The sequence below is a fragment of the Alkalihalophilus sp. As8PL genome (genome assembly GCF_040939795.1).
In the GTDB taxonomy this organism is placed as follows: Bacteria; Bacillota; Bacilli; order Bacillales; family Bacillaceae_D; genus Alkalihalophilus; species Alkalihalophilus lindianensis.
This window is the reverse complement of record NZ_CP162551.1, coordinates 891,076-915,667: the sequence shown is the minus strand read 5'-3', so window position 1 is coordinate 915,667 and position 24,592 is coordinate 891,076. Positions and strand designations below refer to the sequence as shown.

19 protein-coding genes are annotated in these 24,592 nt (G+C 33.3%); 14 read left to right on the top strand and 5 right to left on the bottom strand.

The window, feature by feature from the left end; all coding sequences use genetic code 11:
* The first annotated feature begins 4 nt into the window (after positions 1–4).
* The gene (locus tag AB3N04_RS06200; protein ID WP_368505230.1) at positions 5–205 is read left to right on the top strand and encodes a hypothetical protein; all 201 of its coding nucleotides are present in this window, start codon (positions 5–7) and stop codon (positions 203–205) included.
* Positions 206–927: 722 nt separating this feature from the next.
* Entirely contained in the window at positions 928–1,218 is a 291-nt protein-coding gene (locus tag AB3N04_RS06195) for a hypothetical protein (protein ID WP_368505229.1), read from the top strand.
* An 83-nt stretch (positions 1,219–1,301) separates the two neighbouring features.
* On the opposite strand, the gene AB3N04_RS06190 is transcribed toward AB3N04_RS06195, so the two are convergent.
* Positions 1,302–3,191 carry a DUF262 domain-containing protein gene (locus AB3N04_RS06190; RefSeq protein WP_368505228.1) on the bottom strand — a complete coding sequence of 630 codons (1,890 nt, stop codon included), beginning with the start codon at positions 3,189–3,191 and terminating at the stop codon, positions 1,302–1,304.
* 138 nt (positions 3,192–3,329) lie between these two features.
* Positions 3,330–3,521, bottom strand: a complete 192-nt coding sequence (locus tag AB3N04_RS06185; RefSeq protein ID WP_368505227.1) for a hypothetical protein — start codon at positions 3,519–3,521, stop codon at positions 3,330–3,332.
* 220 nt (positions 3,522–3,741) lie between these two features.
* Here AB3N04_RS06185 and AB3N04_RS06180 point away from each other — a divergent pair, with 220 nt between their 5' ends.
* Positions 3,742–4,650: a restriction endonuclease gene (locus AB3N04_RS06180; protein WP_368505226.1), complete on the top strand. Its 909-nt coding sequence runs from the start codon at positions 3,742–3,744 to the stop codon at positions 4,648–4,650.
* Between the two features lie 187 nt (positions 4,651–4,837).
* On the opposite strand, the gene AB3N04_RS06175 is transcribed toward AB3N04_RS06180, so the two are convergent.
* A complete protein-coding gene (locus AB3N04_RS06175) occupies positions 4,838–6,157 on the bottom strand; it encodes a M20/M25/M40 family metallo-hydrolase (protein ID WP_368505225.1) in 1,320 nt (439 codons plus the stop codon).
* A 143-nt stretch (positions 6,158–6,300) separates the two neighbouring features.
* Here AB3N04_RS06175 and AB3N04_RS06170 point away from each other — a divergent pair, with 143 nt between their 5' ends.
* Together AB3N04_RS06170 and AB3N04_RS06165 are read left to right on the top strand one after the other, a co-directional pair.
* Positions 6,301–6,621, top strand: coding sequence for a tetratricopeptide repeat protein (locus AB3N04_RS06170; protein WP_368505224.1), 321 nt, complete (start codon positions 6,301–6,303; stop codon positions 6,619–6,621).
* A 153-nt stretch (positions 6,622–6,774) separates the two neighbouring features.
* The gene (locus AB3N04_RS06165; protein WP_368505223.1) at positions 6,775–7,134 is read left to right on the top strand and encodes a hypothetical protein; all 360 of its coding nucleotides are present in this window, start codon (positions 6,775–6,777) and stop codon (positions 7,132–7,134) included.
* Between the two features lie 732 nt (positions 7,135–7,866).
* On the opposite strand, the gene AB3N04_RS06160 is transcribed toward AB3N04_RS06165, so the two are convergent.
* Entirely contained in the window at positions 7,867–8,214 is a 348-nt protein-coding gene (locus tag AB3N04_RS06160; RefSeq protein ID WP_368505222.1) for a hypothetical protein, read from the bottom strand.
* Between the two features lie 724 nt (positions 8,215–8,938).
* Between AB3N04_RS06160 and AB3N04_RS06155 the strand changes: the two genes are divergently transcribed.
* Both AB3N04_RS06155 and AB3N04_RS06150 read left to right on the top strand, forming a co-directional pair.
* A complete protein-coding gene (locus AB3N04_RS06155) occupies positions 8,939–10,978 on the top strand; it encodes an AAA family ATPase (protein ID WP_368505221.1) in 2,040 nt (679 codons plus the stop codon).
* Complete coding sequence (locus AB3N04_RS06150) at positions 10,965–11,891, top strand: HNH endonuclease (protein WP_368505220.1); 927 nt, start codon at positions 10,965–10,967, stop codon at positions 11,889–11,891. The genes AB3N04_RS06155 and AB3N04_RS06150 overlap by 14 nt, the downstream gene beginning before the upstream one ends.
* Before the next feature lie 596 nt (positions 11,892–12,487).
* Here the strand turns inward: AB3N04_RS06150 and AB3N04_RS06145 are convergent.
* Positions 12,488–12,775: a hypothetical protein gene (locus AB3N04_RS06145; protein ID WP_368505219.1), complete on the bottom strand. Its 288-nt coding sequence runs from the start codon at positions 12,773–12,775 to the stop codon at positions 12,488–12,490.
* A gap of 585 nt (positions 12,776–13,360) precedes the next feature.
* Between AB3N04_RS06145 and AB3N04_RS06140 the strand changes: the two genes are divergently transcribed.
* The 7 genes from AB3N04_RS06140 (at position 13,361) to AB3N04_RS06110 (ending at position 24,580) form a co-directional block, all read left to right on the top strand.
* Positions 13,361–14,953: a type I restriction-modification system subunit M gene (locus AB3N04_RS06140; protein WP_368505218.1), complete on the top strand. Its 1,593-nt coding sequence runs from the start codon at positions 13,361–13,363 to the stop codon at positions 14,951–14,953.
* Positions 14,943–16,196: a restriction endonuclease subunit S gene (locus tag AB3N04_RS06135; RefSeq protein ID WP_368505217.1), complete on the top strand. Its 1,254-nt coding sequence runs from the start codon at positions 14,943–14,945 to the stop codon at positions 16,194–16,196. The genes AB3N04_RS06140 and AB3N04_RS06135 overlap by 11 nt, the downstream gene beginning before the upstream one ends.
* Before the next feature lie 24 nt (positions 16,197–16,220).
* A complete protein-coding gene (locus tag AB3N04_RS06130) occupies positions 16,221–19,379 on the top strand; it encodes a type I restriction endonuclease subunit R (protein WP_368505216.1) in 3,159 nt (1,052 codons plus the stop codon).
* 493 nt (positions 19,380–19,872) lie between these two features.
* Entirely contained in the window at positions 19,873–20,124 is a 252-nt protein-coding gene (locus tag AB3N04_RS06125; protein ID WP_368505215.1) for a type I restriction enzyme endonuclease domain-containing protein, read from the top strand.
* Positions 20,125–20,458: 334 nt separating this feature from the next.
* Positions 20,459–21,838, top strand: coding sequence for a hypothetical protein (locus AB3N04_RS06120; RefSeq protein ID WP_368505214.1), 1,380 nt, complete (start codon positions 20,459–20,461; stop codon positions 21,836–21,838).
* A 103-nt stretch (positions 21,839–21,941) separates the two neighbouring features.
* Positions 21,942–22,592, top strand: a complete 651-nt coding sequence (locus tag AB3N04_RS06115; protein ID WP_368505213.1) for a hypothetical protein — start codon at positions 21,942–21,944, stop codon at positions 22,590–22,592.
* The gene (locus AB3N04_RS06110) at positions 22,592–24,580 is read left to right on the top strand and encodes an AAA family ATPase (protein WP_368505212.1); all 1,989 of its coding nucleotides are present in this window, start codon (positions 22,592–22,594) and stop codon (positions 24,578–24,580) included. The genes AB3N04_RS06115 and AB3N04_RS06110 overlap by 1 nt, the downstream gene beginning before the upstream one ends.
* The last annotated feature ends 12 nt before the right edge of the window (positions 24,581–24,592 follow it).

Below are 24,592 nucleotides of genomic sequence, written 5' to 3'. Positions count from 1 at the left end.
CTAAATGGAATATCGAATAGACGAAATGACAGTTTACCATTCTGTCGAACAAGAGAGTGCCTTTATTATTATGACTGGTTCCACAGTCAATCTTTACAATAATCAGAGAGAAGATAACCAGATTACATTAGAACTGTTCTTTCAGCAAGAAGGGGATTGGTGGAAAGTCACAGATTTCGATCAGTTATACGCAGGAAATTTATAGTTGAAGTAATTTATTCACGAGAAAGGAAGAAATGGCAAAACAGCAGTGCTCCTTTTGCTGTAATGATCAGAGAACTCGAAGAAACGAAGTACAAAGGTTTTTCGTTATTTGAGCGTCTCTATATATTGTGGAAAGAAAGAAACTAAATAAAATGGTTCTTGAAATTAATTTACCTTCAAGGGACAATAAAAGATAAAGATTTATGAATATTTATAATTATTTCTACTTAATTTGTTGCGAAGGGTGTTTTAAGTGGATCCTATCATTAAACGTAGATTTGCTAAGTCGTACTACCTGTCATAGGATTAATTTTCTTGAGTTTCAATAGTGAGCTACTCATTCCTAAGGGATACGAATTAGCTATTGATGGTTATGTTATCTCAAGGACGATGGTTCTTATTTTCACTTTATATTTGATAACTAAATTAGGGTATTGGATGTGGGAAAGAAATGAAAAACACTAGTTGTTTAATAACTAGTGCCCTTTAAGGATACTTAAGTACCTGCATAGTGAGACATGTCAAAAGCCAGTGCTCGGTTCATACCAAGCACTGGCTTTTCTATGTAATATACTAGTAAATTAAAGGAGTGGGTCATACCACCTGCGTCGGTGTAAAAGCGGATAATTAATATCATAGAGTTAATTTACTAATTGATAAATAGGAATCTATTGGGTTTTTGCTCAGTTAAAGATTAAGTTACTTATGCCTAGGAGGCATGTTATGGAAAATAACACTAATTATTTTGAGATTTGTGGAGATAGAGGGAGTGGTGATTATCAAATAACCGAATACATTAATGGGGAAGCTAGACTGTTATATACCGTTCATGGAATGAAACAAGGAGGATTAAAAGAAGCTAGGCAATTAATTGGAAGATATCTGACAAAAAATCATCAACCTAATAATAATCAAAAATACCTTCATATTACTAAGAAGCCAGGCAGAGTAAATAACCCGAGTCATCAATGGGTAATAGAGGAATATCTTAACGGCGTACCTTTATCGAAATAGGGTGTTGCATGTTAAAAAAGAATAGAATAATTTAAAAAGCCAGTGCCAGGTAATTTACCTGCGCACTGGCTCTTAGATGTTTTTTAATTCCCCACACCAAACACTCTATTCGTAAACGAAAGGTCATGAGTGGTGATACCATCTGTGTCGATTTGCCAGCGGTCGATTAAGAAACGCAATAGCTCTTGTTCTCTTTGATTGATTAATTCAGGGGTCCAATCTTTAAAGCGAGTTAATTCGATTTCACTATATGATCCGTTGTAATAGCCCTTATTACTGTTGCTAGGGTTCTTTTTCTCTAGGAAGCTTGCATTTTTCAATGAAGAATTCTTACTTTGAGAAATAGCTACTAGATTTCCTAAAGAGTGTAGAAACACCATTTTTTCATCAACTTCAAATGAATCAAAATAGCTTTGCCAATAGACGTCAGTACCAGTGGCAGGATAGATGTGCTCTATACTATCTGAGTTCTTCTCATATCGATCCCAGTCAATCTTATCGACGCTACTCCCAGACTTTTCTCGTAAATGAATTTCATATTCGAAAAGGAAGTAGCGTAACCCTCTCCAACCGTAATAACCATTTTTCTTCTTCTTATAATTATCTGAGATTTGCTTTTTGAAGCTTTCAATATCTGTATAATCCCATGTCCAGTTGTTTATATCGTTAACGACTGAATAAAGATCTGTTTCCTTTTTATAAAGGCTAGAAGCTGTTCGATAAAAATGACTGTCCCCTGTATTGGAGTTACGAGAAGACACTCTAAATAAGATAAAGACATACCGTTCAACAGCTTTCAATAGCTTCACAATACTTTGATCGTGATCACTTGTAAGAAGAGAGGCCATAATTAATGGGGCAAATGCTCCGAGACTAAGTCTCTTTAGTTTGTGCATCCAAGCTCTAATTTCTTCATGCTCAAACTTCTGCGGATGATGAATGAGATACCAAACTTTAATGCTTTCTTGTAAGCTGCGGATATAACTCTGAATGTCAGTAAGTTGTACGTTTTTCTTCAGGACTCTATTGGCTGTGAATTGCTCATTTAATAAGTAATCCGCATAGACGTTCGACTTATCTCTTGAGTAGGTGTAATACATAATCCAGTGGTTCTTTAAGAAGACATCGTCATCAAGTGGTTTATCTTGGTTCTTACCCAAGTATTCATAAATCGTCTTCCAGCTTTCATTTATTTCTTTACGAAGGATGGACTTGGACTCCTCATCCTCGTGTAATAAAGTAGATAAGTAGATTAATCGATTTTTGAGCAATTCCAGATTGGTAAGGGGTTTCCCTCTGTTGTTCATCGTCTCAAACGCAATATATACATCAAGATCATTGTCTATTTCAAATACATTGAACTTTAACTGTTGAGTGACTTTCTTAAATAGGACTTCCTTTTGAGAAAGGTCAAGAGGGTCAATTCTCGCTTTGAAAAACTTCTTCGCTTCTATAAGGTTCCTCGTATATGAGGTCTCAACGCCTTGACTAGAGGAAGAATAGTCCTTGAATATCTCGGTCTTTAAGAACTCATAACTTGGATTGTCTTTTTCATAACCAAAGATGTAAGCCTTTTTGATTCCGTTTGCAGCTTGCTGGCATATGTACATATTACGAATGTCTTCTTTTGAGTTGAAGTTAAGCAATTCATCTTCAGCAAGGGTATCCATCAATGCTTGCAACAAGATGATTGAAGTCGTAAGCCGTTGCTGACCATCGACAATAAAATAGGGCTTAGACCCTCTGCTAATAATCCATCTTTCCTCTTCCCATTTAGAGTAAATATCAGCACTCACTAATTCAAGCGTCAAGACACCTGTATAATGGACTTTATCTATTTGAAGGTTCGATAAATCCTCCCAAAAAGCAAGCAAGTGTTGCTCCTCCCATGCATAACCCCGTTGATAGTCCGGAATCCGAAAAAGACGATGCTGGAATAATTCCATTAATGATTTCAATTGATTATCAGCCATTAGCGACCTCCATTGATTTTTAGGAGAATTATACCATGGTGAGAGTGGGATAACTTACTGAATTTCCTTAGATAAATGAAAAAAGTGAACAATGTCAGGCATTGTTCACTTTGAAATAATAGTTTCAGATAGAAAATATTAATCTTTTATCTCCCACATCTCAGCTTCTATTAGTTTCTTCTTTAACTCATGGAATGCTTTGGGTTTATCATCACGCTTAATATGGATCAAGTCACCTCCGATGTTCATCATAATATTATTTTCATTTCGCTTAAATGCTCGTAGGTTCTTGGCAATCGTTAATGTCTTCTTAGCCTTAGACTTTTCCATTTTGTTAGACCATTCCCTTCATTTCTATTTATGGGAATTATATCATATAAGCGCATCTTAAGTAGGGGAGTTGTTTAGGTCGAATTTATCATGGTAATATAAAGCTATGAAAAAATTGGAATTAAAGAACTAGGTGTTATGTTAGTAGTCAATGTGTGAGGAATATATCAGCTTTAAATGTATAAAGAAGAATACCATTTCATATTTAGAGAGGTGACTTATGGCGATTCCTGATTATCAGGCATTTATGTATCCGTTGCTTCAATTATTAGGAGATGAAAAGGAACACACCCTACAAGAAGCATATGGATATCTTGCAGAACACTTTAAATTAACTAATGAAGATAAGGAAGAAATGTTGCCAAGCGGTAAACAATTGGTTTATCACAATCGAATTGGCTGGGCACGTACATACCTTAAAAAAGCCAAACTATTGCATACAGTGAGGCGAGCTACCTTTGTTATTACTAGCCGTGGTAGAGAAGTGTTGAAAGATCCTACAGTTACTAACTTAACTAAGGTATACCTAGAAAGATATAAAGAATTTCAAGAGTTTAACAAAACAAACACGAAAGTGCCCTCCCCTTTGAATCCACCCTCTAAGGATGAAAAATTAACACCACAAGAACAATTAGATCAGAGTTATAAAATTATTGAACAACAGATAGAGGATGAAATACTAGACAGAGTTAAAAGTTGTTCTCCCGAATTTTTTGAGCGTTTAGTTGTCGAACTTATAGTATCTATGGGATATGGAGGGTCCATTCAAGATGCTGGAAAGGCAATTGGGCGGAGTGGCGATGAAGGAATTGACGGTATAATTAAGGAAGATGTATTGGGATTAGACATGATCTATATTCAAGCTAAACGATGGGAAGGTGTGGTAGGACGTCCAGAAATACAGAAATTTGCTGGCAGTCTGGAGGGGCAGCGTGCTAGGAAGGGCGTATTTATCACAACCTCAGATTTCACTGATGGAGCAAAAGAATACGTTAATCGTATTGAAAAGAAAATTATTCTACTAAATGGTCCTGATTTAGCAAACTATATGTTTAAATATGACATTGGAGTTACTAAAGTAACCAACTATGTAGTTAAGAAGGTAGACTTGGATTATTTTGAGGATTGAATGAAACTTAAAGTAGAAGTCAACATACTCCAATGATTAACCACGTTCATCATTATTTCAAGAAACGTTATTAAATTTTAAAGGCAAAGTCTCTAAATATATTACAAAGATGGCTACACGTATTAGCGTAGCCATCTTTGTAATTAAAAGTTAGAATAAATACAGCTCAGTCAAAATTAAATCTTACCTAAATCATATTCACCCAATTCTCCCCCTTAAACGGTATTAACTGATGGTTCAGCACACCTTCCACTAGTTTAACCATCTCATAAGTTGCTTTGTAATCAACTACTTCCAATTCGCTATGCTCATTCCAATACCCAGCAGATAAATTCACAGAGGGGATTCCAAAACTCGCAAAAACTTTCGCATCACTTAATCCACCGGGCGTCATCTTCCAGTCATTCATGCCTGCTAACCTTCCTGCTTCTTCAAATAGTTCGCCGTACCCAACAGAACAAAATGAAACGCCGCCGTTTGATGCGACGATATCACGTTTTCCTCTACGGTCGACAACTATGGCTCCGTCAACATCTTCAATAAACTCAGGGTCGATTGCTCTTGAGCCGACACAACCAATTTCCTCTTTTACTGTTAGAGCAACTTTTACCGTGCCATTAAAGTTCGTTTTGGTAATGCGTGAGAGGGTCTCTAAAATCACAGCGATTCCTGCGCGGTCATCAGCCCCTAAAATGCCTTTTGAGCTAGTGAGTGTCGTTCCCTCTTCTAAGATAGTGCGACCTGATTCAAATTCCTCCACAGTATCCATATGAGCAGATAGTAAAACCGTCGGGCCATCTCCACAATAAAGATAAGCAAGAAGGTTTCCAGCACGATCCATATACGTATAGTCCGTCAGGGATTTCAATTTTTTACGCAAGTAGTTTCTAAATCTTCTTTCGTTTCCACTAGCCCCGGAGATAGACAATAAATCAATCATCTTAGACTTAAAAAATCCAGCTTCTAAATCAATGATGTTCTTAGGGTCTTTTACAAGGGTAAAAAGACGTTCTGCAATATCAAGCAGCTTATGGACCTTGCCAGGGTTGTAGTAAAAGCCCGCTCTTTTACCTTCTATTCTTACTTTTACGTCTGGTAAGGTACAAGCTTTTAAGATTCGTATTTGTGTATTTGTTAAATGGTTCTTGAAGTATACATGTGCAGGTCGGCTATTATGACCATCACAGCAACTGATTGTATGGACACCTAAGACATTCAACCAACGGACAATCCCACGAATATAGGGGTCTAATTCTGCAAGAGGCAACTCCTGTTTTGTTGGATCAATGAGCATTTCTCGACCTATTCTTTCTACATTTTGAGATGCCTGTTCAAGTGCTTCTGACCAAATGTCTTCTGCAATATCGTGTGACAACCTAAGATCGTTAGCTAGATGAACAAGCATTTCTTGCAAGAAGGTACCAATCTTACTTTTCTCACCAGTTAATCCCTCGTTTAGTTCCGATTGTAAAAAAACATGACGTGCAAACAATGTTTCCTTCTTCATACTTACCATCTCCTTTTGTTTTGTTGAGATAAGTGTAGCAAGAACCTTGTGACAGCTCTGTCACAACGAAAGGAGGGGATATGTGTAGTGAAATAGAATTAGTCTTTATTATTGATGCAACTTTTAGATAAGTAGAGCAGAAGATGCCAAGATACTCAGAATATACATTAGAAGAATTGCTAGAATTAGAAGATGAATGGTGGGCCAGAGAGGATGAGACAGATAGAAGATGGGTCAGCGAAGGAGTCAGCCTTTTTACAAATTTGTCGTCCAAGGATAGAGACAACATTGGTTACAAAGAAGTAAAAGCATATCTCTTAATTCTGCAAGGTGAGTCCTTGAAAATAAAAGATCGTTCCTATGAGAGAGCGATCAAAGCATTTCAGCAGGTCGGTAGGTTAGAACCTGAAAATGCACGTGCTCACTATAGACTTGGTTTCCTATACTTTTATGAAGAGGAATGAACAAAGTCACTAGATACCTTTTACCTTGCTGCTCATTCAAATCCTACTCAAACAAGAAAGAAGTTAACTTCAGAACAAAAAGTAAAGGCGCATTACTACATACTTAAAAATAGTAAAATCATTGCTCAAGCATCTCTGGATCATATTGATGATATGCCGTATAAAGAATTAGAAAAAAACGAGGAACTGAAGCTGTTGTTAAGTGAAATAAGAGAAGGCATGGAACCACAGGAAGAAATAAAGCCATACCAAATGATTTTAAATGGAAAAGAGTACAGTGACATTTCAGAAGAAGAATACGATATCCATTCAGACATCGATCAACCTATTTTTATATTTAATCAGATCAGTCTGAACGATACAGAAGTTTCATATAAGGGAAGAAGTACATCAATACCACTTAGAAACGCCGCTATCCTAGAGTACTTAATGAAAAATCCTAATGAAGTAACTAGACAAGACATTATTTTTCCAGACTCTCACAACAGTCCAGAAATCCAGAAGCAGCCATAAAAAAGTTATATCTAGGCTTCGTGCAAAATTAGCAGAATTAATCCCTGACATTGAGTTTATTAGAACAATAGAGGGAGGATACCGCTGGAGTTGGGGAGGTGAGTATCGGATGTTTAAGCATTTTAGATGTGTCGGAGTGGAGTTTATGTTGGATTAAGATTGCAGTAAATAAAGAGCAGTTTACACTTTAATTAAAAGGAGTTTGTTATCACTGTTATTTGTTATAAGGACCTACTAAAATGTGTCTAGCCATTATGAGCTTAAATATCGCGATGTTTTTCTATATCTAAATCAAATTACAATAATATTGAAATGATGTAACTAAAAATAGCTAGAGTCTATTGAGTGAAATATTATATCCTTCCGAATAAATCAACTTATATAGAGTGGGTTCGACCCCCACCACCGGTACCATCTACATAATTTACATTAATTTTAATAATTCATTATTAGCTCGTAAGCCTTCATACATAAGGGTTTACGAGCTTTTTGTATTAATTGAGTTTGCGATAGAAAACGATTGAATTTGAACTGGTTTTACACATATTTTACACAAGAACTTCTATACTAATTCCTTATCTATTGGAGAACCCAATATATGACCAAGAGGAGCTTCAATGTATAATTTCTTGAACTAAGGATATGTATCCACGATACTACCAAGTTGTTTAAAAGGGGAATGATATTCCACTTATTTTTTATGGGAAAACAAGCAACACTTACCTGTCTTGACTATTCCTTTAAAAGAATATCGAATGGTTCAATGACTAATTTAATGTCCTCAGGTGTCAGATTGGTTTCCTCAAGAATAGTTTCCTTCAAAAAGCATAAAAAGCCTTCTTCATAGGATTTTAGGAATACTCTTGCAATTTCGTTACCTTCTTTATCATAATAGGCAACCGAATCTTTAGCTTGAATGTCACGAATGCCAAACAGTGGATAGTAAACTAACTCTCCATCAAACTCAAATGGCTTCAGTGTTTTTATGAAGCAGGTAAAGCAGGAGTAGACCTTGGCTTGGTTTTTTGAACCTACAAAAGCTTCTGAAGTATTAGTGTGACAAAAATGACAAATATACATTATTCATTCATCCTTTCAACTGTTAGAGTTGTAATCATGTTATTTCTTAGGTATTTGAAATGATTATGGGATAGACTCAAAAGCATCCTTTCTTATTGGTGTAGAACTAAGTTAGAAAAAAGTAATAAGTGAATATACAACATATCAAGAGAAAGTATGAGGGGGAGGTTTTGGTTTTTCTAATAGCTGTTTCTGGTCATCAAAGGAAAGTTATGTGGTGGGATATTTTGTCCGAAGGGGGGCTTGGTATTACCCGAAGGGATTAAGTATGCCTTTAAGCTAGAGTGTAATGTTATTACCCTCTCAAGAATGACATACCAGGGGCTCGTTTTTTTTACGGGAAGAATAAAAAGTTAAACCTAGTAGAGGCAGAAAAATTTTTATTATTTTTTTCTTCTAGGAAAGAATTTCATAGAAAATAACAAATAATTTCGTTTAAGAACGAATGCCTTTAAAGTAAAGAGGTTTTATTTTATCGCTGGTAGGCATTCAAAAATCGGGCCATTATGTGGAATAAATCTTATTATGCCAATGGATTCAACTTTAAAGATGTAATTCAAATGAATTTCACAATCAAGGAAACTACAGTAAGTTAATATATAATGAGATTATTAAATATAATTGAAGGATTTAAAATTATTGTCGAAATAAAAAAGGGTGCGCTATATAGGCATATTTTAGATTGTTGCAATAGTAACTAAAAAAGAGTTTGGGGGAGAAATGGATGGAGCTGGTTTATGCATGGATAGAAAAATTTAGAAACTATAAAGACGTTGAACTACATTTTAGTGAAAAATTTATAATAAAATTCGATAATTCCAATAAAAGCATTAAAATAACACCAAACAAAACTCATATCACAATTTATCCGGAGTATATAACCAATATTAATGCTATAGTAGGTAAAAACGGCGTAGGTAAAACAAATTTATTAGATGTATTGGGACTAAGAACTAATGATAGGAGTAAAAATAACGCTGAATTTGAAGTGAAATACAAAAAAAAGAAAGGCCCCTATCGAATACCAGGTGATGTTGAAGCTGAAATTAAACATTCAATTTATTTTTTCATCTACTACATGGGCAAAGATGATAATGATCAAGATTTATTTTGCTTTGAGGGCAATGATATTGAGAGTTTTCAAAGCATTATAAAATTTGAATCTGGATTAAATATTGAATATTGGAGGAGTAAATATTGGTTTGCATTAATATGCAATTATAGAGAGGAAATGTTAATACATAGATATGATTTAAATGTTAGGCTGGGAGAATATAGAACAGATGGTATGAGATATTATGGAGATTACAAAAGTGAACAGGATAAACTTGTCATAATATCACTTCGTGAAAATCTCAACGATAAATATTATGATTATAGTTCTACTAAACCAGAAGATGATTACAAAATTTCTGTACCAAGAAGAAATGCATACTTTCAATCAAAATTATTAGCTATGAAGGTACAAATGCTATATAAACAATTGCAAAAACCTAAAAGGCTTATGTTTCAAAATGATAACTATACCCTGAAAATCAGTTATAACAGTTATTATTTAACTGATGGTATCGATGATAAAAACAAACTGGTGATGCAATTTTCATATAATGAACTTAATGGAAGAGAAAAGGAAATATGTAAGGTTCTCGAATCCTTTGTACAGTACTTTTTTAATTCTATTAACAATATTAAAAATAGTGAGATAAAGGTGAACAAAGAAGAGTTATTATCTGAAATTAATGTAAAAAGAAAGTCTCTGAAAGGATATAAGGATTATTATTTTAATATTATAAAAAGAATATCTGATAGTTACATTAAAGAAGAGGACGGCACTCAGCATGTTTTAAAATGCTATACGGCTTTAGCTGACGAATTGTCCATGAACAAAAGTTTTAAATTTCACAAGGATTATATAAGTATAGATATTACAAAACAAGTAAGTATGAATAAACTTTTACGAGTTATTGACGTAACTGTTGACGAAAAAGCAAAGAGTGAATTTAATGAAATGTTTACTGTGTTTGGCGGTTACTTTGATTATTCAATTGAAAATCTAAGTGATGGTGAAACTGCATATTTAGGATTTTTTGCTTCACTTTATGAGCAGGTTTCTCTACTTACACCCAGTAAAGAAAAATATATTATTTTATTAGATGAACCAGAGGCAAGAATGCATCCTGAACTAACAAGAAATTTTATAAGTGAGTTGGTACTCTTTTTAAAGGATTTAAGTGAGGATAAAAAGAAATTTCAAGTTGTTATTTCAACACATTCTCCATTTATTTTATCTGACATTAAATCTAATAGTATTATCTATTTAGAAAAGGATATCACTGGTTATTGTAAGCCTGTAAAAAGACTACTTAATACTTTCGGGGCCAATATCCACACTCTTTTAAAAGATGGATTCTTTATGTCTTCTACAATGGGAGAGTTTGCAACTAATACAATAAAAGAAGTTATTTCATCAATTAATGATAGCAAAATTGAAGATGTGACTGAGGAACAAAAAAATGAGTGGTTATATATTATTAATTCTATCGGTGAGCCATTGATACAAAACAGAATTATGAAAATGTTTAATGACAAATTTCTATTAAACTATACTGATTTATATAATGAAAATTTAAAACTGAAAGGGAAGTTAAAAAAATATGAAGAACCTAGAAGGATTTCAGACACAATTGAAGTTTTAATGAAACAAATAGAAAAACTCCAAATACATGTAAATGAATTAGAGGCAAAACAAAATGATAAAGATTGAAATTGATGACAATATTAAGGAACTAATTCAAACAGAACATTTTAAAGATAATAGAAAAAGTATTAAGTCCATTATTGAAGATGTAAATGAAATATCAAAATATAAAAAATTACATGACTACTTTTCTGATGAATCCGGAAGCATCGATGAAAAGAAACTTAAAAAGTTAATAATTGGAAATAAAAGTGATTTAATTGAAATCATTAAAACTATTGGTGAAATCCCATTGGAAAAAATGGATCGATTTGATAGGTTATATGTAAATTTTACCAATAGAGTCTGGTCAAAAGCCTTTCTGGAAAAGTTAAGTGTTAGAGTTTGTCCATACTGTAACAGGCAGTATACATTTACTTTAGCAAACGAAGGGATTCGGCCTCAATTTGACCATTTTTTTCCCAAGAGTCGTTTTTCTTATTTGTCGGTTTCTTTGTATAACTTGATACCTAGTTGCAGTATTTGTAATTCTAAAAAGCATGATTTAAATACTTACGAGCATGATTTGTATTATCCTTATGAGGATGAATTCGGGAGTGGTGTAGTTTTCCAAACAAGTCCTATTAATAATGATTTTTTATACTGGACAGGGGCAAGTAACAGTTTTGATATAAAGGTGATATGTAAAGATGAAAAGCAAAAATGTAAGGTTGAAAATTTAAATCAATACTTGAAAATTGAGTTATTATATAAAAAGCATAAAGATTATGTTAGGGATATTATTCGGAATGCAGTTATATATAATGATAGTAGAATTGATGAATTGTTAGAGCAGTTCCCTGATTTGTTTCAGTCAAAAAATGAAGTAATTAATTCAATATTTATGAGTAATATTGATAAGGAAAGTTGGGATAAGCGGCCTCTATCGAAGTTAACACATGACATATATGAAGAGTTTAAAATATTCTCTAGTAAATAATAGTGTTATATGGATAAGATGTAAAAAAATGATTAAACCAAATCTTTACTGATTCAAGTAACTGTGGTCTCCCCCTAACAAGGTTTAAGTAATAATATTCTAAAAATGACCGCGTTTCTTCAATAAAATATTAGCAAAGCTCTTCCGTAATCGGGCGCGTTTATTTCATAACGCGTCTCTTTGTTGTTTAGGGCGTTAATCTTGATTCAACGACGAAAAACACCAGAACTATTTGCTTCGCAGTACAACGATACTCTTCAATAGTTTTACAGTTGATCCCATTAATGGCATGAATATTACAAAGTAAATAGAAGTGGGCACTAGAGTGCACACTTCTATTAATATTATTTATTGTTTTCATTTCTTGCCGTTTTAATAGCCTCCTCAAAGAGATCGCAAACCTCACGATTATTGAGTTTAAATTTAGATGCATATTCGTTCATGACTAAAATTGCAGCATTATAGTAAATAAGGTTAGGAAGTTTTGCACCTTCAAAAACTGGTGCATAATAATTGTGTTCATATGCTTGGATAAAGTCATGTTTTTTAGCATAGTTAGCTGTCTTTTCATTGCAACTCTCTAGTTTTATTACCTTCTAATCATTTGCTCTACCGTAATCTTTTAGTAAAGAAACTAAGCGAGTTAAGTAGCCCTTCCTATGATTCTTAAAACATATTCCTGAAATTGCGATCTCGTTAATCACCTCTGTAAAGCGAATAATAACCTCATTTTCTGAACTTATAATATGTAATTTAGAATATATAAAAGTTGCTACACATTTTTGTCCTGCATCTTCCTCTACCAATTCTATAAGTTCTGAGAATTGTGTGCGAGTCCAAGATAGCATCTCTTCATATGTCATTGTTTTATTAGTTATATCCATTTAAGAATCTCCTAAAATTGTATTATGGAAACAGTAAACACTACCGGAAGTTGCATAGTCAAACATTTTCAAAAATGGTGTTGAAAAGCTTTGCAAGACATAGCAACAACTTTTCAAAGGAGAAATGAATAGAATGTACTAGGTTTAATAGGGTTTAAAAGTTTGTTTTTGAAGTTATTTAATTCGTTTGACTTAATTTAAAAATATTTAAATAGACAAAAATTTTAGTTGGAATCCCTTTTTTAACTTGATTCTTGCGCATGGAATAACCTATTTCACTTCATTACTATAGAGTGTCGGAGAAACAAAAGATTTTGTAATGTAAAATTCAAGTATGAAGGTATAATGGTATAATAAAGTAAAATAACTCATAAAAAGGTCACATTACCTGTGCTAGAAGAGTTGTTTTCTCGATGTACTCCTGTGACTATTGAAATGATGGATTTACGCTCGGATGTAATTGGAATAACGGTGAGAGGACAAGCTTCTCTCTTTAAATGCTAACGGATGCTTTAGTAAAGTAAGAAGCTGTTACAAGAAGTACATCTTTGCATAGAAAAATACTGAAAAAGTGAGGAACAAAACATGGCAGATTTAAACTCAAGATTATTTAGTGCCGCAGATAACTTACGAAGCAAAATGGATGCTTCTGAATACAAAGACTACTTATTAGGATTAATCTTTTATAAATACTTATCTGATAACATCTTAGTCAAGGTAGTAGAAGAGGCAGATGAATCGCTAGAGGAATACAACACACAAGAGAAACAAACTCAATTATATACAAATTTAATGGCAGATGTAGATGTAAAAGATGACTTGATTGAAACATTAGTTGATACATTAGGCTATCATATTGAGCCAGACTACTTATTCAACGTATTAACGAAACAAGCAAAACAAAACACATTCCAGTTGAATGACTTGAATAAAGCATTTATCGACTTATCTACAAAATATGATCAATTCAGTGGGTTGTTTGATGATGTAGATTTAAACTCAAAAAAATTGGGTTCTGATGACCAACAGCGGAACATTACTATCACAGAAGTATTAAAAAAATTAAATGATGTTGATGTAATAGGTCACGATGGCGATGTAATTGGAGATGCCTATGAGTTCTTAATAGGTCAATTTGCGTCAGAAGCCGGCAAGAAAGCTGGTGAATTCTATACGCCTCATCAAGTATCAGTCATGATGGCACGTATTGCTGCAATAGGGCAAGAAGAGAAAAAGCTGTTTAGCGTTTATGACCCAACGATGGGATCGGGTTCATTGATGTTAAACATTCGAAACTACATTAACCACCCAGAAAGTGTAAAGTATCATGGACAAGAACTAAACACAACCACTTATAACCTTGCGAAGATGAACTTAATTTTGCATCGTGTAAAAAAAGAAGATATGCGGTTAAACAATGGGGATACATTGAATAAAGATTGGCCGATGGACGAGCCTTATACTTTTGATTCGGTCCTGATGAATCCTCCTTATTCGGCAAAATGGTCTGCAGATGATACATTCTTAGATGATTCTCGTTTCAATCGCTACGGAAAGCTGGCACCAAAATCAAAAGCAGACTTTGCTTTTCTTTTACATGGTTTCTATCATTTGAAAGATTCAGGAACAATGGCCATCGTCTTACCACATGGAGTATTATTCCGTGGGGCAGCAGAAGGGGTCATTCGTAAGAAATTATTAGAAGATGGTAGTATTGATGCTGTGATTGGAATGCCAGGAAACCTATTCTTTGGAACATCTATTCCGACAACAGTTATCATCTTGAAGAAAAACCGTAGCACTCGTGATGTTTTATTTATTGATGCAAGTAAGGAGTTTATAAAAGGGAAGAATCAAAATAAGCTTTCTAAAGAAAACATAGATAAGATTGTTGAAACGTATAAAAAACGAGAAAATGTTGATAAATATTCTCATGTTGCTAACTTTGAAGAAATCAAAGAAAATGATTTCAATTTGAACATTCCTCGTTACGTAGATACATTTGTGGAAGAACCGCCTGTTGATATGGCTGCAATTGGCTCAACCATTAAAGATATTCGAAAAGAGAAAGCTGAGCTAGAATCTAGCCTTTATGACATGATTGCAACGCTACAATATGAGGAGAAAAATGAAGAATGGGTTAAGGGAGCGTTAGAGGTGTTTAATCGTGAAAAATAAGCATACACCAGAAATAAGATTTCCAGGGATTACTGGAGAATGGAAACAGCGTAAGTTGGGTGAAGTTTCAGAAAGAGTACGAGGAAATGATGGAAGGATGGATTTACCGACTCTTACCATTTCAGCAGGAAGTGGTTGGCTCGATCAACGAGAACGTTTTTCTGGAAACATAGCAGGGAAAGAACAAAAAAATTACACACTTTTATCTAAAGGTGAGCTTTCTTATAATCATGGTAATTCTAAACTAGCTAAGTATGGTGCAGTATTTAAATTAAGAACATACGAAGAAGCACTTGTACCTAGGGTGTACCACAGCTTTAAGACAAGCGAAGAAGCATGTCCGGACTTTATAGAGTATATGTTTGCAACCAAACTCCCTGACAGAGAACTATCGAAACTAATATCTTCTGGTGCACGTATGGATGGATTGCTTAACATTAATTATGAGGAATTTATGAGTATTAGCATTACGATTCCAAAAGTTGAAGAGCAAATGGAAATTGCTAAATTCCTTCGTAGAATAGACGACTCAATTTCTCTTCATCAGCAAGAACTAACCACCCTCAAACAAACAAAACAGGGATTCTTGAAAAAAATGTTTCCAAAAGAAGGGGAGTCGATGCCGGAAGTTCGTTTTCCAGGATTTGCTAGGGATTGGGAAAAGCGTAAGTTGGATTCAATGGTGGATAGGTTAAAGTCATACTCTTTATCTCGTGATGTGGAGACGAATGAATATACAGGATATAAGTATATTCATTATGGTGACATCCATACGAAAGTTGCAGGTGTAATAGATGAGTCAAGTAATCTCCCGGATATAAAAATTGGAAACTATGAATCTCTGGAAAAGGGAGATATAGTATTAGCTGATGCTTCGGAAGATTATCAAGGAATAGCCACACCTGCTGTAATCACCATAGACATTCCATACAAGCTAGTATCTGGACTTCATACTATAGCTTTGAGACCAAAATCAAAACAAGTGGATTCTTTGTTTCTTTACTATTTATTCTATTCACCAACTTTTAGGAAGTATGGTTATAGGACGGGAACAGGAATGAAGGTATTTGGTATTAGCGTTACGAACCTTCTGAAATTTGAAAGTATGTTTCCATTAATAGAAGAACAAATTGAAATTGGAAAATTCTTAAAAAAACTAGACGATACTATCGCTCTTTATCAATGTGAATTAGAAGTATTAAAAGAAACGAAAAAAGCATTCCTACAAAAAATGTTCGTCTAAGAAACAGTAGAGGAGGGACTAAACATGACAAAGATATCTCATAACGATGAAGCTGAAGTGGAACGTCGACTAATTGAAGTATTAGGAGAAGGGTATAACCAGTGGAATTATCGTCCTGACTTAAAATTTGAAAAAGACCTTTGGAACAACTTGCGTAAAATAATTACTCAAAATAACTTATCTGAAATTGGTGAAGTCCCCATTACTGATAAAGAATTTGACACGATTAAAACAGAATTATTATCTAAAACACAGACCCCTTTTGATGCTGCAAGATGGCTCAAAGGGGAAAATGGGATTGCTCGGATTACGATTGAACGTGAGGATGTGGCCCTCGGTTCAATGTCATTAGTATTGTATTCTAACCAAGATATTGGGGGGGGGATTTCTACTTACGAAGTTGTTCATCAGATAGCTAAACAAAAGACTAACCTAGATGGACGTGATCGCCGCTTTGATGTGACACTCTTAATTAATGGTCTGCCAATCGTTCAAATTGAATTAAAACAAGTCAGTGCCAAAGACGGCGTATTCCAAGCATATAATCAAGTAAAGAAGTACGCAGAGGAACGGATGTTTCGAAATAATATCTTTTCTACTCTTCAGTTATTTGTTATTTCAAACGAACAAACGACTCGCTATTTTGCGAATGCGTTGCCGAAAGACATGCATAAGAAATTTGTCTTTAGTTGGAGAACAACAGACAACCGTAAAGTAGAAAATCTCTATGAATTTGTAAAACAAGTGTTAAATATTCCAGACGCCCATCGCTTAATTGCCAATTATACGATTGTAAGTGAGGAGCAAGACAATAAAGCTTTAATGGTTCTGCACCCATACCAAATTCATGCGATTGAAGCTTTGTTTACTTCTGCTACTAAACATCAATCAGGATATGTGTGGCATGCCACCGGTTCTGGTAAAACGTTGACAAGTTTTGTTTCAACAAAGTTATTGGCTCGTAAACCAGGTGTGGATCGTACAATCATGCTCATTGATCGAAAAGACTTGGATAATCAAACAACGACAGAGTTTACTAAATTTGCGTCCGAATTTAATACGGGTATTTCCTCAGGTAATGCCAAGTCAAATAGTTTAATTGTTGGAACAGGTAGTGCGAAAGAGCTGAGTGATACTCTTCTGTCTGATGCTAACTCGAATACAGTAATTATTACTACTCGTCAAAAATTAGATGCTGCTTTGCGTTATGCTCAAAAGCAAGAGGAACAAAAAGGAACCCAACGCTTTAAGAAACTATTAGGGCAACATATTGTCTTTGTTGTGGATGAGTGCCACCGTGCGTTGAGTGCTGAAGGAATGGAAGACATAAAACAGTTCTTTCCAAATTCAACTTGGTTTGGATTTACAGGTACGCCGATATTTAATGAAAATAAAAAACAAGCTAAAGGACGCTTAGCTCGTACCACTCGCGACCAATATGGAGATGTATTGCACACTTACACGATTAAAAACGCCTTAGGTGATGGAGCCGTTTTGGGATTCCAAGTCGAACACGAAGATACGATTGAAACAACATCATTATATAATCATATTTTTGAACAGCTACGACAAAATGAAAAATATGTAATTTTTAGTGACGATGAAATTAACGAAATGATTGACCAAATGGATGGGATAGAAAAGGAAACCTATCTTGAACCATCTACTTATGTACGTAATGACCACATTCAAAAGGTCATTCATAAAATATTCCGACCTGATAATGCCTATGTCAAGTTTGATTTCCAAAATGGGCGTCCACAAAAGGCTGCCATTTTAACAACAAGTTCCATTGATATGGCGAAAAGTTATTATCATGCAATCAAGGAAATGACAAAAGACCCGGATTGGTTGACAAAAGAATTTGCGGGACACCCGATCCGAACAGGTCGTACGATTGAAGATCCAGACTTCCCACGAATTGCTATCACATACTCCTTACAAGAAAATGATGAAAATTCCAACCAAAACCAAGATGAAATGAAGGAAATTATTAAGGACTATAATAATTATTATCATACTGCTTGGTCGATAGAAGATATAGAACGTTATAATGGTGACATCAATAACCGTTTGGCTCGTAAAAAAGCAGAGTTCAAAGAGTTTGGAAAACAAATTGACCTTGTAATTGTCGTAGACCGATTATTGACTGGATTTGATGCTCCAACGATTCAAACCTTGTTTGTAGACCGTAATTTAAGTTATGCTAATTTGATTCAAGCTTTTTCACGAACGAATCGTACGTATCCAGGAAAGACAAAGGGATTGATTGTAACATTCCGAAAACCTGCGACAATGGAGCAAAGTGTAAAGGATGCAACAAAATTATATTCTGAAGAACAAGAGGAATCTACTCTTGTATATCCAACGTATGAAGAATCAAAGAAACGTTTCAAAAAGGCTCATAAAACATTGAAAACACTCGTCCCGAGTCCTACTGAGATTGATGAGCACTCTTCACTTGAAACTCGAATTGAATTTGTGAAAGCTTTCCAAGAGTTAAACAATTCCTTCGAAGCTCTAGTTACGTATGATGATTATAACGATGATATGGAGAAGTCACAAGCACTTGAAGAGCAGGTTAAGACGGTAGAGGAGTATATAGGTGTCTACAACACAGTAAAGGGTTCATTAATCGATGAAGGCGACGATGAGGGGCCAGAACCTGATTTCTCTGACATTGAATTCTATGGAGAAAATGCGATAAAGATTTATGATATTGATTCAACCTATATTGATCAACTCTTAGGGACATATTCAGCGAATAATAAAAACATCCGGGAAGAGATTGAAAAAGCCCTTCAAAAGCTGAAGAAAGCAGAAATTGTTAAAGATGTGTACCATGCCATATTAGACGGTATCGATGAAAAAGAAATAGACGCAGAAGAAGATATTTTTGTTGTGAAAAGACGCTTCTTTACTAAAGAGCTTATTAAAGCAATTGAAGAATTTGCAAATACTTGGTTCGTGGAAGCAGGAGAGCTACATTCATCTGCTATTCAATATGTAATAGGAACAGAACCTATTCCGAATATCGGAGGAATTATTAATAGCAAGCAGTTTGATAAATATAAAGAGATAAATCCAGATGTAAAACCTTTGAAATATGGGCCGGAGATGAAGCGTCAGTGGAGAAAGACGTTGGATGAAATTGTTGTGCCTTTGAGTGATGAGTTGAGGTAAATTAATATGATTGATAAATAGATTATAATCCTATTAAAAAATTAGAGCCAGTAGAAGTCAAAATTAGAAGAAAGAAGTGCGTAAGTATCGATTATCTTGATGGTTGGCGCTCTCTATCTAAAGATGATTTTATTGCAGTTATTGTTAAAGACAAATTAAACGGAGATCCTGAAGCGTTTGTTGAGGATTGCGTAAAACTAGAGAAGCCATATAAGGTGGTCAAGCATATCGATAAGGTAATTCCTTATTCAGATGAAGTTACACAATATCAAATGGTTCGTATTCAAGTGAGAAAATTTCTATCGGACAAAATAATAATTTTAATTCAAATAAAACGATTGGAGAGCGCCTAAATTCCTTAATTGATCGGCATTTGGAAACCAAAGAGCCTGTTGATATATAAGGTTGCTGGCATTGAAAAACTAGATATAAGTATTCTTGATGAAGAGTTCCTAAAGGATTTGTAAGAAAAAAAGCTCATGAGGATTTACGCTTGAAATTACTAAAAAAACTTCTTGAAGACTATATCCAAGTCGATTTCAAGCGAAATAGCCCTAAAGAAAAACAAATGCGTGAACTACTAGAGAAAACCCTAAAAGACTACCATAACCGAATAATACAAGCAGCAGATGTTGTACGAATGATGGCTGACATGAAAAACGAAGTCGATGATGAAGCAGATTTTCGTAAAGACCTTGGATTATCAGGTGAAGAAGTTGAATCTATAAAGATATTACATCACTAAAATTGGAAGCCTTTGATAATAAGTTTTTAGCGGAACTTATTCATAAGGTAGGAAAGAATTGAAGAAGAACTTGAGTCAGGACTGGACTAGTGAACACCGGAAGAATATCTATGCTAAGGTAAACATGGCGGTTAAGAAAGTTTTAATGAACGAGGGAATTAAAGGACAACAACTTATATTCATCACAAAAGCAATTATGGAAGAATCCAAAGAGCAGTATAAAGATTGGCCACAGAATGCATAGGTTTATAATCGCATCGAGAGTCTACAGATTTTATGTAGACTCTTTTTTACAGGTATTAAGGATAAAATAGAATAGGGTCGGTGATTATTGTTGGCTACATTAAGAAAAGTACTTAAATGTGATGTATGTGGTTCGAAAACACTTGTACGTATTCAAATAGGTTGGTTAGATTCACATCCAGTTCGATTTAATTGTGGGAGTTGTGAAATTCTAATAAGCGGAACCTTATTTTTGGATCAATCGGAAGGAACCGCACTTATTGAATTTAGTAATGCTAAAGAGGATGATACTGAAGATTCCACAGAGTTCTATATTGAAACATCAGGTGAATTATTAACTGAAAAACTACAACCTTATAATCTTGAAAAGACTCTATTCCCTCCATTTTTTACAAGTGGTATTAATATGATGGGAGAAGACTTTGGAATATTCAAGCAAAGGACGATAGGCTTTCTAATAAAAAAAAATAATTACTGGCCTCAATATAGAAGAGTTAATGAATTATGGCATAGAAATAATTATAAGTATTTAACCAGTGAATTAAAAAAGTATATCCCTAATATCAGATATCCATTAGAAAATGAATTGCATTTTATGATGGCTGTACATCAAATGAATATTGAATTTATGTCATGCGTATTAGATGATAAATTTTTTAATAAATACAGTAAATTAATAAAGTATGAAATTGGCTTATTATCTGAACGTTCCCCTAAAGAGTTTGGTGAACTCATTGATTATTTTTCTGAATATTTGCATCGTTATGAAGAAAAAATATTCGAGTGTGTAGACACATTCATAGATAAATTTAATTTTATGATACCTGTTTTTGGTTTGGGTTTTTATCAAAACAAATCTGAAGTTGATGCTACCAAGGGGATTACAACAGTAACTTTTAATGACTTAAAAAGATTTTATATAGACGTATATGAGATTTTAACTGAAATGATAGAACTATTGATAGCATTTAATAATTTAAAACACCGTGGAAATTATAAAACAATGAAAGCAAAAAGAAGGGATATTGCAACCTTAGAAGATTATACAAAGAAGAATAAAGGAGCAAAGGTTGAGTTCTTAGATGGAAACGAAACATTTGATAATTTAGTTTATCCTAATTTAAATATAAAATTGCGCAACGCAATTAGTCATTATACATATAAAGTAGATGGAATAAATCAGTTGATCACCTATTATCCTTCGGGGAATGAAAAAAGTGATAATCCTCCAAAAATCTCCTTAGTAGAATTTGCACAAAGTTGCTGGAATATATTTCAATCACTAATGAATGTTTCAGAGTTAGTATATCAAGCGAGAAAGGTAACATTTATTAAACAAGGTTTCGAACCATCACGTGAACATGTTTTTCAACTTGAAAGAAAATCTCTAGGCAAAAAAATTAAAAACAAAAATAAGCTTAAAAGGAAAAATACAAAAATGGCAAAGAGAAAGAACCGAAAGAATAAATAATAAAATCTGAAAAACCTTATTACTTAATTTATTTAAACCATTTTTTCACTTTGGAAATTATTGTATGGTAGACTAATAGTAATATTATATAGAGGTGGATCCTATGAACAAAAATTCTTATAGAGATAAACTTAGAATTTTATTGATTTTTTACTATTTTTCTAATGAAATTGAGGAATCTTCTGATTTATATCCTGAATATTTAAAAGTATTTAAAAGTGAAGTGAAGATTCAGAAAATTGATTTTTTGATTAGATACCCAGATTACTTAGCAAATGAACTGTTAAATTTAGTAGAAGAAAAAAGCATAAATAAAGACCAAATTAAACAACATGTAAAATTAATTTTTAGTTCAAATGAGCCAGAACTAAGGAGAGAAGATATGTTAAGATACTTCTTTGGTGCCTATGAAGAAATAGATCATATTATTTCCTTTTTAGTCTCTTTTGGGTTCATTAAATTTGAAAGTAGAAGAAATATATCAGGTAGGGTATTTGATAAGATATATTATCTCAGTCAGTATGGAATAGATAAAATTGAGAAAGATATCTTGCAAAATGTAGAAAATGTAGTTTGGTATCAACAAAGAATGTTGTTAATCAAAGAGTTTTTTGGAGATCTTTCAGGAACTGAATTAAAAACTAGACAATATGAATATGAACAATATAGAACAACACCGATTAATCAATATATTCAAGGGATTCAGCATGAAGTGAGAGAAAAGTATATAAAGATATATGGGGAGGAACTTTAATGTTTTACTTTGGGGATTTTGTAGATTATTTACATAATAAATATAGTGATAAATTTACATACGAAGAAATTAAAAACATAGTATCATTAGACGAGTATGAGAAAGATAGTCCCCACTCACTTGGTAAAAGCTTGGTGATAAATAAATTAAAAATCCAAGGAATAAAAAACAATGATGAGATTATTGATTATGAAAAGGGGTTCGATAAAGGGGTAAATGTAATATTTGCAGATAACAGTAAAGGTAAATCTTCTATATTTAAAATAATCAAATTCGCTATCACAGGGGATAAAAGTTCTATAAAAAATGATGTGTTGAGATGGCTACATATAATATTTCTAGAATTCAGCATTGGAAATGTTACTTATACAACATATATCAACTTAACAGGCAAACGGACTATAAGTGGCCTTTATAGGACTAATTTAGAGAATTTGATTACACATTTTGATCAAAAGTTACCACTGGAATCTCATCTAATACATTTTGAAGCAAATACTGAGATATATTTTAAAGAAAATATGGAAAATTTCTTTTTTGATGAGTTTTCTTATTATAGTTTGAAATGGACTAGTGGTAATAAACATACTATTGATTTAATAGAAAATAAGACCTCCTGGAAAACTTATTATAAGTCTATTTATTTAGAGTCAAAAGACTATAACGTTTTATTTATTAGTGAGGATTTTGGTGGACAGGGAAAAAAAATCCTCGAAATGTTGTTGGGGCTTCAATTAACTTCTGCTATTAATTCCTTGAAAATATCCAGAGACCAATTTGAAAATAAACTCCAAAAACAAGAATTTGTTTTAAATTCCAAAGAAACTCCTATTAATGATACAGAATTAAAATCTAAATTATTCAAAATAAACAATGAAATTGATGCTTTAAAACAGTATCAAATTAAGTCTTTTCAAAAAAGTTATAGCATAAAGCAATATAATGAATTGGTTGATCAAATTAAGTATTTTGACGATGAAATAAACAGTCTTAATATTCATAAAGAAGAAATTGCAAAACAAAAAAATCAACTAACTAAGCAAATTAATAGATTAGAAGAAGAAATAGAATTTGGAATGTTCTTTAGTAACTTAGAAGTCAAGATTTGTCCGCGGTGTGATCATGATATTGAACCTGAAAGGAAATCAATAGAAAAAAATGAAGATAGGTGTATGCTTTGTGAGAGTGAAATGTCTGATATCGATGAAGATCAAAAAGAAATGATGGAGCATAAATTAAAGGAACTAAATGAACAACTTGGAAAATTAAACGAAGGATTTGAATTGCTTGTTAAAGAAAGTCTATATAAAGAAAAAGAGAAAGATGTGAAAATGCGTGAACTAGAAAGTATGGAAAATGTATTTAATACAGTAAATTTTGCAGAAGAAGATATCGAATCATTAGGAAATCTTATTGAGGAAAAACTCGCATTAGAAATTAAGATAAAAGACTTAAACAAACAAGATGATGACTTTACTCCAGATAATATTAGGAACACTATAGATGTTCTTAATTCTGCTATAGGTCATTTGAATTCTATAAGACATAGAATGAGTGAAAGCATTCTTAAAAGTTTTAAGACACTTATTTTAAATCAACTTAATACATTTGGATTAGTTAGTGTTACTGATGTAATTATAAATGAAAACTTAGATATTCAGTATTTACAAAACGGGGAGCTAACTAAATTTAATGAACTAAATGAAGGTGAACAATTAAGGGCAAAAATAGCTTTCTTCATAAGTTTAATACAGTTAGATATTAAATATTCTGTAGGGCGTCATCCTAGACTGCTTATAATTGATTCTCCAGGGAAAGAAGAAGTGATAAGCAAAGACTTAGAAGGATTATCCTCATTATTTAAACAGCTAGAAGAAAATTTTGGTAATCAATTACAGATAATTATTGGCACAGCGTTAGAACCTCTAAAAAATGCTAGTATTGTGGAGAAAGTGGATTCAAGAGAACCAGGGGAAAGCGTATTTTAAATATATATATAG

Coding starts and splice junctions, on each gene's coding strand:
- AB3N04_RS06200 (WP_368505230.1), top strand. CDS start 5: ATGGAATATCGAATAGACGAAATGACAGTTTACCATTCTGTCGAACAA.
- AB3N04_RS06195 (WP_368505229.1), top strand. CDS start 928: ATGGAAAATAACACTAATTATTTTGAGATTTGTGGAGATAGAGGGAGT.
- AB3N04_RS06190 (WP_368505228.1), bottom strand. CDS start 3,191: ATGGCTGATAATCAATTGAAATCATTAATGGAATTATTCCAGCATCGT.
- AB3N04_RS06185 (WP_368505227.1), bottom strand. CDS start 3,521: ATGGAAAAGTCTAAGGCTAAGAAGACATTAACGATTGCCAAGAACCTA.
- AB3N04_RS06180 (WP_368505226.1), top strand. CDS start 3,742: ATGGCGATTCCTGATTATCAGGCATTTATGTATCCGTTGCTTCAATTA.
- AB3N04_RS06175 (WP_368505225.1), bottom strand. CDS start 6,157: ATGAAGAAGGAAACATTGTTTGCACGTCATGTTTTTTTACAATCGGAA.
- AB3N04_RS06170 (WP_368505224.1), top strand. CDS start 6,301: ATGCCAAGATACTCAGAATATACATTAGAAGAATTGCTAGAATTAGAA.
- AB3N04_RS06165 (WP_368505223.1), top strand. CDS start 6,775: ATGCCGTATAAAGAATTAGAAAAAAACGAGGAACTGAAGCTGTTGTTA.
- AB3N04_RS06160 (WP_368505222.1), bottom strand. CDS start 8,214: ATGTATATTTGTCATTTTTGTCACACTAATACTTCAGAAGCTTTTGTA.
- AB3N04_RS06155 (WP_368505221.1), top strand. CDS start 8,939: ATGGAGCTGGTTTATGCATGGATAGAAAAATTTAGAAACTATAAAGAC.
- AB3N04_RS06150 (WP_368505220.1), top strand. CDS start 10,965: ATGATAAAGATTGAAATTGATGACAATATTAAGGAACTAATTCAAACA.
- AB3N04_RS06145 (WP_368505219.1), bottom strand. CDS start 12,775: ATGGATATAACTAATAAAACAATGACATATGAAGAGATGCTATCTTGG.
- AB3N04_RS06140 (WP_368505218.1), top strand. CDS start 13,361: ATGGCAGATTTAAACTCAAGATTATTTAGTGCCGCAGATAACTTACGA.
- AB3N04_RS06130 (WP_368505216.1), top strand. CDS start 16,221: ATGACAAAGATATCTCATAACGATGAAGCTGAAGTGGAACGTCGACTA.
- AB3N04_RS06115 (WP_368505213.1), top strand. CDS start 21,942: ATGAACAAAAATTCTTATAGAGATAAACTTAGAATTTTATTGATTTTT.
- AB3N04_RS06110 (WP_368505212.1), top strand. CDS start 22,592: ATGTTTTACTTTGGGGATTTTGTAGATTATTTACATAATAAATATAGT.